Origin of the sequence: Streptomyces coerulescens, assembly GCF_042657965.1 — a bacterium.
Lineage (GTDB): Bacteria > Actinomycetota > Actinomycetes > Streptomycetales > Streptomycetaceae > Streptomyces > Streptomyces coerulescens.
In genome coordinates this window covers 349,408-362,881 of the sequence record NZ_JBHSKM010000025.1, presented here as the reverse complement: position 1 = coordinate 362,881, position 13,474 = coordinate 349,408, and the positions used below count along the sequence as shown (strand labels likewise).

Annotated in this window: 7 protein-coding genes; 3 read left to right on the top strand and 4 right to left on the bottom strand. The window is 71.4% G+C overall.

Annotated features, from left to right (window positions below):
* The 3 genes from ACFPQ9_RS33625 to ACFPQ9_RS33615 all read left to right on the top strand — a co-directional run.
* A partial coding sequence (locus tag ACFPQ9_RS33625) for a condensation domain-containing protein (RefSeq protein ID WP_380861925.1) occupies nucleotides 1–2,508 on the top strand: 2,508 nt, incomplete at its 5' end.
* Nucleotides 2,505–5,348 carry a non-ribosomal peptide synthetase gene (locus ACFPQ9_RS33620; protein WP_380861923.1) on the top strand — a complete coding sequence of 948 codons (2,844 nt, stop codon included), beginning with the start codon at nucleotides 2,505–2,507 and terminating at the stop codon, nucleotides 5,346–5,348. The genes ACFPQ9_RS33625 and ACFPQ9_RS33620, both read left to right, overlap by 4 nt.
* Before the next feature lie 151 nt (nucleotides 5,349–5,499).
* Nucleotides 5,500–7,359 (top strand): AfsR/SARP family transcriptional regulator, encoded by a 1,860-nt coding sequence (locus ACFPQ9_RS33615; protein ID WP_380861921.1) that lies wholly within the window; start codon nucleotides 5,500–5,502, stop codon nucleotides 7,357–7,359.
* A gap of 245 nt (nucleotides 7,360–7,604) precedes the next feature.
* Here the strand turns inward: ACFPQ9_RS33615 and ACFPQ9_RS33610 are convergent, their stop codons facing one another.
* The 4 genes from ACFPQ9_RS33610 to ACFPQ9_RS33595 all read right to left on the bottom strand — a co-directional run bounded on the left by ACFPQ9_RS33610 (nucleotide 7,605) and on the right by ACFPQ9_RS33595 (nucleotide 13,473).
* Nucleotides 7,605–10,508, bottom strand: a complete 2,904-nt coding sequence (locus ACFPQ9_RS33610) for an AfsR/SARP family transcriptional regulator (protein ID WP_380861919.1) — start codon at nucleotides 10,506–10,508, stop codon at nucleotides 7,605–7,607.
* 320 nt (nucleotides 10,509–10,828) lie between these two features.
* The gene (locus ACFPQ9_RS33605) at nucleotides 10,829–11,368 is read right to left on the bottom strand and encodes an RICIN domain-containing protein (protein ID WP_380861917.1); all 540 of its coding nucleotides are present in this window, start codon (nucleotides 11,366–11,368) and stop codon (nucleotides 10,829–10,831) included.
* A gap of 4 nt (nucleotides 11,369–11,372) precedes the next feature.
* On the bottom strand, nucleotides 11,373–12,074 hold the full coding sequence (locus tag ACFPQ9_RS33600) for a hypothetical protein (protein ID WP_380861915.1): 702 nt from the start codon (nucleotides 12,072–12,074) through the stop codon (nucleotides 11,373–11,375).
* A gap of 58 nt (nucleotides 12,075–12,132) precedes the next feature.
* On the bottom strand, nucleotides 12,133–13,473 hold the full coding sequence (locus tag ACFPQ9_RS33595) for an aspartate aminotransferase family protein (RefSeq protein ID WP_380861913.1): 1,341 nt from the start codon (nucleotides 13,471–13,473) through the stop codon (nucleotides 12,133–12,135).
* Between the last annotated feature and the right edge of the window lies 1 nt (nucleotide 13,474).

The following is a 13,474-nucleotide window of genomic DNA, read 5'->3' as shown; positions in this document are numbered from 1 at the left end:
AATGTATGGGCGCCCCTCGCGGCCGGTCAGCGCACCTGGCTGTACGACGGTGAACTGACGGAACTCGGCGACGCGTTGACCGACGCCGGCCCCTTCTCCTTCATCAAGCTCACCCCAGGCCACCTTGAAGTGCTCTCGGGTCAGCTCGGCGATGACGAGATCGGCGCGCTGGCCGGCAAGGTCGTTGTGGCCGGTGAGGCGTTGCCCGGCGCTCTTGTCGAGCGGTGGCGGCGGGTCCTGGGGGACGGGAAGGTTCTCAACGAGTACGGGCCGACCGAGGCCACCGTCGGTACCTGTGTGTTCCCGCTGCTCGAAACCGTCGAGGGCGTGGTGCCGATCGGCCGGCCGCTGCCCAACATGACCATGCGCATCCTGGACACTCACCTTCAGCCCGTACCGGTGGGCGCGGTCGGCGAGTTGTTCGTCGGCGGTACCGGCGTGGCCCGTGGCTATGTGGGCGACCCGGCCCGTACCGCCGAGAAGTTCCTCCCGGACGTATACGGTCCGGTGGGCAGCCGGATGTACCGCACCGGGGACTTGGCGCGGTGGCGTTCGGACGGTGCGGTGGAGTTCCTGGGCCGGATCGACGATCAGGTGAAGGTGCGGGGTTATCGCATCGAGCTGGGTGAGGTGCGTGCCGCACTGGTCGCGCAGGCGGGGGTGGTGGACGCGGCGGTGATCGTGTCCGAGGAGGACCAGCGCCTGATCGCGTACGTGGTCGGTGAGGTTCCCGAGCTGGTCGACGTCCTGCCCGAGTACATGATCCCGTCCGTCTTCGTGCAGGTGGACGCGATCCCGCTCACCGCCAACGGCAAGCTCGACCGCCGAGCCCTGCCCGACCCGGACCAGGACGCGACCGACACCTATGTCGCGCCCCGCACGCCCGCCGAGGAGCGCATCGCCGCGGTCTGGAGCAAGGTGCTGGGTGTGGAGCGGGTCGGGGTCGAGGACAACTTCTTCGACCTCGGCGGACACTCGATCAAGGCGATCGCGCTGGTCGGCGCCCTGCGCGCGGAGGGCTTCGAAGCCGCCGTACGGGACGTCTTCCAACACCGTACGGTGGCCAATCTCGCCGCCACCCTCACGAATGGCGAATTCGCCGACACCTACCAGCCGGTGGAGCCGTTCGCCCTGGTCGGCGACGAGGACCGTGACCGGCTGCCGGACGGGATCGTGGACGCGTACCCGGTCGCCAAGGTGCAGCTCGGCATGCTGGTCGAGATGCTCGCCGGCGACGGGCTGAACAAGTACCACAACACGGCGACGTTCCGGATCAACGACGGCCGCCCGTTCGACGCCGAGGCCCTGCGCCACGCCGCCCGGACCGTGGTGGAGCGGCACGAGATGCTGCGGACCTCCTTCGACCTGGAGGGCTTCTCGGTACCGTTGCAGCTGGTGCATCCGGCCGCCGAACCGCAGGTCACCGTGCGGGACCTGCGCGGCAGGGACGGCGAGCGGTTCACCGCGGCACGGCAGGAGCACATCGCCGCGGAACGGGCCGCGCTGTTCGACCTGGACCGGCCGCCGCTGCTGCGGTTCGCCGCGTTGGTCGAGTCGGACGAGGCGTGGCATCTGGGCTTCACCCACTGCCACGCCATCACGGAGGGCTGGAGCCAGCAGTCGCTGCTGCGGGAGGTCCTCGACCTCTACCAGGTGTACGCGGCCGGCGAACCGCCCAGGGATCCTGAGCCGGTGGACGTGCGGTACGCCGACTTCGTCGCGGCCGAGCAGGAATCCCTCGCCTCCGACGAGGACCGCGCCTACTGGCAGGGCGTCGTCGACGGGTACGCGCCGTGCCGACTGCCCCAGGAGTGGGGCGCGGGGAACGGCGCTCCGCGGGAGGACTTCAAGCTGTCCGTGGACTTCCGCGACATCGAGCCGGCACTGCGCGAGCTGGCCCGGTCCACCGACACCTCGTTCAAGGCGGTCCTGCTCGCCACCCACCTGAAGGTGCTCTCCACGGTCACCGGGGAGGACGCCTTCCACACCGGCGTCGTCTACAGCGCCCGTCCCGAGGCGCCGGGCGCCGAGCGCGTGTTCGGCATGTACCTGAACACGCTGCCCTTCGCACACGAACGGACCGCGCGCACCTGGCGTGAGCTGGTGCGTCAGGTCTTCGACCGGGAGGCCGAGGTGTATCCGCACCGCCGGTATCCGCTGCCCGCCGTGCAGCAACTGGCGGGCGGTAGGCGGCTGTTCGACGTGATGTACCGCTACCAGGACTTCCATCAGACCGCCGGCAGCGCGGTGGACGTGCAGGCGGGCGCGGGCGACAGCTCCAACGAGTTCACGCTGTCCGTGGCCAACGTGCCGGGCCGGCTGGTGCTGCGCGCGGTCAGCACGGGGCTCGACCGGACCAACGCCGAGCGCGTGGCCGGGATGTACCGGGCGGTCCTGGACGCGATGGCCACCGACCCGGACGGCGACGTGCACGCCTCGCTGCTGTCCGTGACGGAACTGGCCCAGGTCCTGGACGACTTCAACGACACCGAGGTGGAGTGGGGATGAGGCGCTACGTCCACGAGGTGATCGAGGGGCAGGCCGCGGCCACCCCCGACGCCGTCGCCGTGCAGGTGGGCGGGCACACCGTCACGTACCGGCAACTCGACGAGCAGGCCAACCGGATCGCCCACCGGCTGCGGGAGGCCGGGGTGGGACCCGAGTCGGTGGTCGGGGTGCTGCTGCGCCGGGGCCCCGACACCCTGCCGGCGCTGCTCGGCATCTGGAAGGCGGGTGGATCCCATCTGCCTCTGGACACCTCGCTCCCCGCCGAGCGGTTGCACTACATGCGGGAGACGGCGGGTGCGCGGCTGACGGTGACGCACGGCGGCAGCGCCGCGCTGCTCGGCTCGGAGCACCAGGGCGACACCATCGACCTGGACGCGGAGCGCGAGCGGATCGCGGCCTGCCCGGCCACGCCGCCCGACCGGTCCGCCGACCGCGACCCGGACGATCCCGCGCGGACCCACCGGCTGGCGTACACCCTGTTCACCTCCGGCTCCACGGGCCGCCCCAAGGGCGTGCAGATCGGCCAGTACGCGCTGCTGAACATGCTGTTCTCGATGCGGCGGTGGCACGGTTCGGGGCCGGAGCACCGCTGGCTGGCCATCACCTCGCTCGCCTTCGACGTGTCCACCGCCGAGCTCTACCTGCCCCTGGTCACCGGCGGCCGGGTGGTGCTGGCCGACGACGCCGAGGCCCGCGACCCGGCGGCACAGCTGCGGCTAGTGCAGAGCGCGGGGATCACCCATGTGCAGGCCACACCGGCCGGCTGGAAGCTGCTGCTGGCCGCGGGGATGGAGCGGCTCCCGGTCGTCGCGGTCACCACGGGGGAGGAGTGCCCGCTAGGACTGGCCGCACAACTCGTGGGCCGCGTCGATCGGTTGAGCAACCTGTACGGGCCCACCGAGGCCACCGTCTGGTGCACCGGAACCGACTTGGCGCCGGACGCGGCATCGGTGCCGATCGGCCGCCCCCTGCCCAACTACCGCGCCTATGTGCTCGACTCGGCACAGCGGCCGGTGCCCGTCGGGGTGACCGGCGAGCTGTACATCGCGGGCGCGGGCCTGGCCCGCGGCTACGTGGACCGGCCCGGACTCACCGCGGAACGGTTCCTGCCGGAGCCGTACGGCGGCCCGCCCGGCTCCCGTATGTACCGCACCGGCGACCTGGCCAGGTTCCGGACCGACGGGCAGCTGGAGTGCCTCGGGCGCGCCGACAACCAGGTCAAGATCCGCGGCTTCCGCATCGAGCTCGGCGAGATCGAGGAAGTGCTGCGCGGCGGCCCGGACGTCCTCGACGCCGCCGTGGTGGCCCGCGACGACGACCAGGGCGAGAAGTGGTTGGTGGCGTACGTGGTCGGCGCCGACGGCGTGGACCCGGACCCGGCGGCGGTGCGGGACCGGCTGGCCGCCACCCTGCCCGCGTACATGGTGCCCGCGGCCGTCGTGCCGCTGCCGACACTGCCGCTGAACCCGGCCGGCAAGGTCGACCGGGCCGCGCTGCCCGTCCCCGGCCGGGCGGCGCTCGCCGGGGACCGCGCCTACATGGCGCCCCGCACCGCCACCGAACGCCAACTGGTGGAGATCTGCGCCCAGGTGCTGGGCGTCACCGACGTCGGCGTACGGGACCGATTGCAGGACCTGGGCGCCGACTCCATGCGGATCGTGCACGTGATGGCCGCCGCGCGGCGGGCCGGGCTCGCTCTGACCCTGCGGATGCTGCTGGACAGCGAGACCGTGGAGGACCTCGCGCAGGCCCTCGACGGCACCCCGCCCGAGGGAACCGGGACGGAAGAGAAACGAGAAGGTGAGGAATCGGCCATGACGTCGGTGGCACCGGCGGGCGGGCCCGTCGACCCGACCCGGACCATGGCCGCGCACCGGGTGCCCGGCGCCGCCGTGGCCCTGCTGCGGGACGGGCGGCTGGTGGGTGTGCAGGTGTACGGGGTGCGTTCCGCGGACAGCGGGCTCCCGGTGACGATGCGCACCCGCTTCCAGGTCGGGTCCATCAGCAAACAGGTCACCGCGTTCGCCGCGCTGCGCCTCGTGGCCCGGGGCGAACTCGACCTCGATGCGGACCTGGACCGCTACCTGAGCGGGCGGCGTGTGCCCCGCACCGCCACCGGAGCGTCCGTGACCCTGCGTCACCTGCTGTCGAACACGGCGGGCTTCTCAAGTGCCGCCGCCACCTGGTGGCGACCCGGCGAGCCGATGCCCAAGCTCGACACCGTGCTTGACGACGTGAGCGCCGAGCACGAACCGGGCACCCGGTTCCGCAAGGCGGGCAGCCAGTGGGCGCTGGCCGAACGGCTCCTCACCGACGTCACCGGGCAGGACTTCGCCGACCTGGCGGCGGAACTTGTCTTCGCGCCGCTGGCCATGGCGGACAGTTCCTTCACGCCGCCCGTCGACGGGCTCCATGCCCGGGACGACTGGGCCGCGGGGCACGACGGGCACGGCCGGCCGCTGCTCGACGGCTTCCGGGTGCGGCCGGTGTCGGCCGGCAGCGGACTGTGGTCCACCGCCGCCGACATCGCCCAGCTCGCCGCGGAGATCCGCCAGGCCCACCTGGGCTGCTCCGAGCTGCTGCCGGCGCCTCTCGCCACGCAGATGCTCACCGAGGCGTTCCCCGGAAGCTTCTACGGTCTGGGTACGGTCGTCGACGGATCCCTGGGGGAGCCGGAATTCGGCCACGGCGGGCAGACCGCCGGGTTCCGGGCGCTGGTCTCCCTGCGGTTGCGTTCCGGCAGCGGCTGTGTCGTACTCACCAACGGCGAGGGGGGCAAGCACGTGCACAAGACGGTCGCCGCGTCCCTCGGCCGTGAGCTGACCGTGGACGACGACTGATCGGTGGAAGACTGGCCGGTTCTCGACCGTCTGTTACCGGACGCGGCCTCGTGAGTCGGTGGTGTTACCGAACGGATAACACGAGAATAGGCCTCCCGCATAGCTTCGTCGCGAGTACATCAATCGCACACGCCAGACGGGGGGGTGTCGCATGGACTTCCGAGTCCTCGGCCCGGTGGAAGCACACAGGGGCGGATTACGAATTCCGCTCTCCGGCTCGAAGGTGCACACGGTACTGGCGGCCCTGCTGCTCGCCAAGGGCCGTGTGGTGTCCGACAGCAGACTCAACTTCCTGCTGTGGGGCTGGGAACCACCGGCCACATCCGGCGCACAGATCTACACATACATGTCGCGGCTGCGCAAGCTTCTCGGCGACGACGTACGCATCGAGCGCAGGCCGCCCGGCTATCTGCTCCAGGCCCCGAACAGCGCGGTGGACCTGCTGGAGTTCGAGCGGCTGGACCGGCTCGGGCGGGCCGCGCTGGCCCAACGCCGCCACCGGGAAGCGGGGGCGCTGCTCGCCGAGGCCCTCGGGCACTGGCGCGGCACCGCCCTCGCCAACGTCACCGAGCACCTCGCCGATGCGGAGCTCCCGCAGCTGGAGGAGGCCCGGATGCACACGCTGGAGAACCGCATCGAGGCCGACCTCGCGCTGGGCCGGCACGAACAGCTGACCGCCGAGCTCACCGGCCTCGTCGCCCGGCACCCGCTGAGGGAGAAGCTTCGGGCGCAGCTGATGACCGCCCTCTACCGCAGCGGCCGGCAGAGCGACGCCCTCCAGAGCTACTACGAGGGCCGCAGCCTCCTCGCCGACCAGCTCGGCATCGACCCCGGCGAGGCCCTCGGCTCGACCTACACGGCCGTCCTCAAGGGCACCCGGGGCCCGGGTCCCGGCGATGCCACCCGGCCCACACGGGAAGTACCGGCCGGTCCCGTCGCACCGTCCACGCTGCCGCCGTCCGTCGACGAACTCACCGGCCGGGACGCCGAGATCCGAACGCTCCGCACCCAGCTGGCGGAGTCGGTCGCCGGGCGGGGGCCGCGCCATCTGCTGGTCACGGGCATGGCCGGCGTCGGCAAGACCGCCCTCGCGGTGCATGTCGCGCACGCCGCCGCCGCGGACTTCCCCGACGGCCGGCTCTTCGCCGAGCTGTCGGGGGCGAACGGCCGCCCCCGCCCGCCCCGTGACGTCCTCGCCGCGCTCCTGCGCGACCTTGGGGAGCCTCTCGAGGACGGTGATGACGCGACGCTGCCGGCCGTCGGCGCGCCGGGGAACCGCAGGGAGGCCGAGGACCTCGTACGGCGGCTGCGCGCCCGCACCGCGGGCCGGCAACTGCTGGTCGTGCTGGACGGCGCGGCCGAGGGAAAGCTGCTCGACCCGGTACTGGCGGGTCTCCAGGGCGTCGTGGTCCTGATCACCGGCCGCACCAGGCTCACCCAGGTCATCGGCGCCCGTACCACGGCACTCGCGCCGCTCGGGGACCCCGCGGCCCTCGACCTGCTGGCCGCCGTCACGGGCCGGGCCCGGCTGGCCGCCGAACCCGACGCCACCGACGACCTGCTCGGCTACTGCGGCGGACTGCCGCTCGCGCTCCGGATCGCCGGGAGTCGCCTCCTCGCCCGCCCGTTCTGGCCCGTGGCCCGCCTCGCCCAGCGCATGGCGGCCCCTGCCAACCGGCTGCGGGAGCTCTCCTACGGTGGCATGGACGTCGGTGCGGCCCTGCTGCCGTCGCTGTACGCTCTGCCGGCGCCCGCCCGGTCGGTCCTGGTACGGCTCGCCGACATGGGCACCGAGCCCTTCCCGGCGCACCGGGCGGCCGGGGTCCTCGCGACGACCGAGGCGACCGCCGAACAGTGGCTGGAGCAACTCGTGGACGGAGCGCTGCTCGACCTGTGCGGCGTGGACCTGATGGGCCGGCCCTTCTACCGCTTCCACGAACTGGTGCTGCTCTTCGCCGCGGGTCTGCCCGCCCCGCCCTGCCCAAGCCGGAGGTCTCCGGCCACTCGGTGAACGAGCGGGACACGACAGCGGCCCCGCCCCGAGCTTGCCTCGGGGCGGGGCCGCTGTCGTCGGCTCAGTGCCAGCTCTCGTCGTCGGAGCCGGAGGCCGCAGCGGCGTGGCGATGGCTGACGCGGACGTCCATCATTTCTTCCCCCATGTATCGACAGTGATGTCGCGAATTCGTGAACAACACACTAGTGCGGCCGGTTTTCCCCTCATTATCGAACGGCTTACCGTGCCTGTTTTCCCTTCCACTAGTTCTCGTCGGGCAGTTCGGCGAGTGCGGCTCTGGTCCGCTGAATCCACGCCTCCACGCCGATTCGTTCAAAGTTGGCCAATGCCCCCAGATAATTGCGCCGGGCCTCCTGGGAATCGCCGCATTGCCGGCCCGCCATGCCGAGCGCGAGTTTGATCCGTCCCTCGACGAGCGCACTGCCCACCAGGGCCGCCACCTCCAGCGCCTGCCGCAGGGTGGCCCGCGCCTGCTCCCAGCGCCCGGCGCCCATCCGGGCCTCACCGAGCGCCAGCAGCCCATGGGCCAGTCCCAGCATGTCCAGTTGGCCCCGCACGATGTGGATCACCCGGACCAGGGCCTCCTCGGCGAGGTCGTACTCCTGGCGGGCCAGATGCACCCGGGCCAGCCGGTGGGTGCCCAGCGCCAGGCTACGGGCGCCGCCCTCGCCGATCGCGGCGGAGACCCGTACGGACTCCTCGCTCAGCCGCTGCGCGTCGTCGACGTCGTCCCGGTCCAGGCAGATCTGCGCCATGTTGTTCAGCACATGGGCCTCCGAAGAACGGTCGCCGACCGCCCGGAAGACCTCCAGCGCCGCGGTGCTGTACCGCATCGCGGTGTCCAGTTCACCGCGCATCTCGTCGATCATCGCCATGTTCCGCAGCACCAGCGCCCCGCCGTGCTCCTCCCCGGCTCGTTCGTGCAGCTCCAGCGCCCGGGTGAACAGGCCGTACGCCGTGGTGAAGTCCCGCTGGCGCATCTCCAGCGCGCCGAGAGCGTGCAGCATCGCGGCCTCGCCGCGCGCGTTGCCCGCGGCGCGGGCCGCGGTCAGGGAGCGCTCCGCGCACTCGCGCCAGTCGTCGAGGTAGTTGCGGGTCTCGAAGAGCACCAGGACGCAGAGGGTGAGATCCCAGGCGAACTCGTCCATGCCGGCCTCGGCGGCCCGGGCGACGACCGCGCTCAGCGAGAGCCGCTCGGCCTCCAGCCAGTCCAGCGGCCGGGCCAGCAGGGTGTCGGTCAGCTCAGGCGGCAGCCGGTGCGGGACGACGGTGCCGTGGATGATGCTGAAGTCACCGCCGAAGGAACGCCGGTGGGCCTCCGTCGCGAGGAACAGGTAGGTGCGGAACACCCGGTCCAGCACGGCGTGCCGCTCCTCGGGGCTCTCCTCCTGCGCGCGCTCCCTCGCGAACAGCCGCAGCAGGTTCTGGAACCGGTAGCGGGTGTGCCCGGAGAGGTCCTGGCCGATCACGTCGAGGAACTGCGCGTCGACCAGCTCCTCGATGAGCTGTTCCCCGGTGTAGAGGTCGGTGTCGAGCAGGGCGGCGGCGACCCAGGAGGAGAAGTCCGGCACGTCCAGCAGCCCGAGTCTTCGGTAGAGCCGCGCGGTCTGCGCGGACAGGCCCCGGTACGTCAGCGCGAAGCTGGCCCGTACCTGCGACTCGCCCTGGCTGAGTTCGTCCAGCCGTAGCCGCTCGTCGCTGAGCCTGCGTGCCAGGTGCTCGACGGTCCAGTGCGGTTTCGAGGCGAGCCGGGCGCCGGCGATGCGCAGCGCGAGCGGCAGCAGGTCGCACAGTTCGGCGAGGGTGGCGGCGGCGACCGGTTCGGCGGTGACGCGCCCCTCGCCGACGATGCCGCTCAGCAGCTCGACCGCCTCGTAGGTGGACAGCGGCCCGAGCCGTACCCAGGCGCGCGGCGGCCAGGCCACCAACTCCGGTATCTGCTCACGTCCGGTGACCAGCACACAGCAGCCGCCGCCGCTCGGCAGCAGCGGGCGCACCTGTGCGTAACTGCGCACGTTGTCCAGCACGACGAGCACCCGGCGGTCGGCGAGCAGGCTCCGGTAGAGCGCGGCCCGCTCCTCCGGCTCGGTGGGTATCTGGCCCGCGGGCACGGAGAGGGACCGCAGGAAGCGACTGAGGACCTCGTCGGCGGTGGTCGGCTCCAACTGCTCGTCGTAGCCGTGCAGGTCGGCGAAGAGCTGGCCGTCCGGGAACAGGTCCGCGACGCTGTGCGCCCAGTGGATCGCGAGTCCCGTCTTGCCGACCCCGGCGACGCCGGTGATCAGGCCGGTGGCCGGGGCCCGGGTGGTGCCGCCGGTGTCCAGCAGCTCGCCCAGCAGGGCCAGTTCCTCCTTGCGGCCGGCCAGGCTCGGCACGTCCGGCGGAAGCTCCAGGGGGTCGCCGACCGGGCTCGGCCGGGGCATCGGCTCGCCGTCCGGGTCGGGCACCGACAGCGACCGTTCGTCCTGCAGGATGGCGTCACGCAGCTCGGTCAGGGCCGGGCCCGGCTCGATGCCGAGCTCCTCCATCAGCGACCGTCGCCCTTCCTGGAAGGTCTCCAGCGCCTCGGCCCGCCGGCCGGAACGGTACTGCGCGGTGATCAGCTGATGGCGGGCGCGCTCGCGCAGCGGATGGCGCCGCACCATCGCCGCCAGGTCGGGCAACACCCGCTGGTGGTCGCCCAGTTGCAGCCGTACCGCGGTGGCGTCCTCGAAGGCGTTCAGGCGCAGCTCCTCCAGCCGCTGCGCCTCGTCCTCCACACGCAAGCCGATGACGCCGGCCAGCGGGCGTCCGCGCCACAGCCGCAGTGCGTCCGCGTAGGCGCGGGACGCCTCCGGCAGCCGATCCTCGCGCACCGCCGTCTCGGCCTGGGTGACCAGTTCGGTGAACTCGGCCGTGTCCAGCGTGTGACGGCCCAGCCGCAGGAGGTACCCGGGATGGGCCGTGACGATGATCTCCTCAGGACAGCCCGCGTTCTTGAACGCCTTGCGCAACGCCGCGATGCAGATGGATACCTGGGTACGCGCGGTGGCGGGCGGGTGCTCGTTCCACACCGAGTCGATCAGCGCGTCCACCGGGACGACACGGCCCGGAGTGAGGAGCAGGTGGGTGAGAATCGTGCGGTGCCGCGGTCCCCCCAGCGGCACCTGGACCTCCCCGACGCGTACTTCCGGTGGTCCCAGGATTCGGAATTCCAGCCGCTTCTCCATGCTCCCCTTGATCCCCCGTGCATCGCGGACAGGTGGGAGCGGTGTCCCCGTTGCCGCCAGAATTCGACGGCTTGCCCCCGGGGGCCACGATACGACGGAGTATGAACCTACTGTCCAGTAGGCAGGGGCTAACCGGCAGTAACGAAACGGAGTTCATGTAAATAGGGTCTGCCCGGAACCGAGAATGAAGATGAGTACTGCTCAGTTTCCCGGTGGTGACTTCCGGTCAATTCCTCGTGCGAAGCGGCGCATCTTGCTCAGAGCCCGGTCATGTGCTGCCAGAACTGGTCGGCGTAGTGGGCGCACGAGTACTGCACCACAGGTGTCTCACGGACCGCGCCGCGCGTCACCAGGCACTTGCCGCTCTGGACGTTCGCGATCTGCCAGCCGGTGGGGCTGTCCGAGAAGAAGTAGTGCCAGATCTGCCAGGCGTCGCTCGCGTTACAAGTCTTCACCCCGACCTGGGCGTTCTGCTCCTTGTCGGGCGCGGCGAGGCATTTTCCGCTGCTCACGTTCTTGAGCTGGTAGTAGCCGTCGGGGCCACCGTCGAGGAACTGCCACTTCTGGTCGTTGTAGTTGCTGCACGGGTACTGAACGGCCTTCCCGCCGGCCCGGACCAGGAGGCAGTGATCGGGCGTATGGAGGTTGGTCACCCAGTAGACCCGTCCGTTGATGGGCGCGGCCTGGGCGGGGGCCACCCCCATGAACACGAAGAGTCCCGCCCCCAGAATCACGGCGAAGACACGGCGTAGGCGGACCATCGTTCCCCCATCGGCGTAGGTGGACGGTGAGGGCACGATGTCACGGTCGGCCGACGCTTTCGACCGTGCTCGAAAGACGCAGACCGCAGCAGGCCGGCGCCCCCAGCCGACGCTCCGGGTCAGCTGCGTACTCCACTTCCAGTACCGGCGGCCGCCAACGCACCGCGGGCGCAAGGCCGCTGAGCAGGCCGGTGAGACCGCCGTCCGGCAAGGCCCGGGTGCCCAGGGCGCGTTCACTTTCGAACCCGGCCTGCATCCGATCGCTGTACGGGGCGATCAGCGCCTCGTGGTGGACACGCAGGGCCCCGACGAACTCCTCGCGGAACTGCCGCTCGGCCAGTCTCGGAGCCCAGTTCGGAGCACCGACCCGGCGGTCCAGCTGCCCGATCTCGTCGCGGACACGGGCCGGCGGAGTGTCGAGGATCGCCGCCAGGGCACGGTCGAGACCCTCGTTCGCCTCATGGGGCGTCACGAAATCGGGGAAGTAGGCGGCCCGGGGCAGGACCGGTATCAGGAGCTTGCGCACCGCGATGCCCAGTGCGGTGCCGGCCAGGGCCGTGCGCGCGTCGCGAAGCCAGTCCGCGAACGCCCATCGCCCCTGCGCCGTCTGCAGGCGATGCAGGCTGAAGACGATCTCCCACATCGGATCGGGCCGCGTCGCCGGCCGGGTCCGTGCAAGGTCCTCGGCCGTGAACTGGATGCGCAGCACCGCCGCCCCCGTCCTCTGCCTCCCGGACGTCACCGCGGTCAGTATCCGCACGCGCGCGGGCCGGTGCCAGGGCTCCGCCGGCCAGGACCGCTCACAGCGCCGCGTTCGCCTCGCCGATCGCGGTGTCCAGGATCGAGAGGCCGAGGACCAGCTCGTCCTCGGTTGCCGTGAGCGGGGGTGCGATGCGGAAGACGCCGCCCATGCCGGGGAGTTGGACGATGTTCATGTGCAGGCCGAGTTCGAGGCAGCGGCGGGTGACCCGGGCGCCCAGCTCGTCCGAGCTCTGCTTGGTCTCGCGGTCGACGACCAGTTCCAGGCCGACGAGCAGCCCCCGGCCGCGGATGTCGCCGATGACCTCGTGACGGGCGGCCATGTCCGCCAGGCCGCTGCGCAGGAAGGCGCCGAGACCGCGGGCACGCTCGTCCAGGCGGTCCCTGGTCAGTACGTCGAGAACGGTGTTGCCCACGGCGGCCACCAGCGGGTCGGAGACATGTGTGGTGAAGAAGAGGAAGCCGCGCTCGTACGCCGCCTGCTCGATCTCGGCACTGGTGAGGACAGCCGCCAGGGGCAGACCCGCGCCGAGGGTCTTGGAGAGGGTGAGGATGTCGGGGACGACGCCGTCGCGTTCGAAGGCGTACCAGGTGCCGGTGCGGCATAGGCCGGTCTGGGCCTCGTCGAGGATCAGGAGCATGCCGCGCTCGCGGCACTTGCGCTGCAGGGCCGCGAAGTAGCCGGGCGGCGGTTCGATGATGCCGCCGGAACTGAGGATCGGCTCCACGAGGCAGGCGGCGAGGCTGCCGGTGGACTGGGCGTCGATGAGGTCGAAGGCGAAGTCCAGCTGGCGGCGCCAGTCGAGCTCACCGTCGGGGGTGGTGAAGTCGGGGCGGTAGGCGTTGGGGACGGGAATCGCGAAGTTGCCGGGAGCGGACGGACCGTAGCCCTTGCGACCCGTGCTGTACGTGGCGGAGGCGGCGGCCTGGGTCATGCCGTGCCAGGACCGGGCGAACGAGACGATCTCGTGCTTGCCGGTGACCAGCTTGGCCATCCGGATCGCGGCCTCGTTCGACTCGGCGCCCGTGGTCAGGAGCAGCGCCTTCTCCAGGGGAGCGGGCAGCGTCTCGGCGATGCGTCGGGCCAGGTCGACGACGGGGCGGCTGAGCATGCCGCTGTAGAGGTGGTCGAGGGTGGCGATCTGGCGCTGGACGGTTTCGACGATCGCCGGGTGCGAGTGCCCGAGGATCGCGCTCATCTGGCCCGACGTGAAGTCGAGGATCTTCCGGCCGTCCGCGGTGTACACGAAGCTGCCGGCGGCGCGCTCGATGATCTCGCGGGTGAACCCGCCGCCGTAGCGGACGAGGTGCCGGTCGGCATCGGCCCAGAACGTGGACTCAGGGGCCGTAAGAACAGTGGACGTAGGGGTCTCAGCAGCCATG

Bases quoted from the DNA above. Each gene is read 5' to 3' on its own strand.
- ACFPQ9_RS33615 (WP_380861921.1), top strand. From the start codon at position 5,500: ATGGACTTCCGAGTCCTCGGCCCGGTGGAAGCACACAGGGGCGGATTA.
- ACFPQ9_RS33595 (WP_380861913.1), bottom strand. From the start codon at position 13,473: ATGGCTGCTGAGACCCCTACGTCCACTGTTCTTACGGCCCCTGAGTCC.
- ACFPQ9_RS33620 (WP_380861923.1), top strand. From the start codon at position 2,505: ATGAGGCGCTACGTCCACGAGGTGATCGAGGGGCAGGCCGCGGCCACC.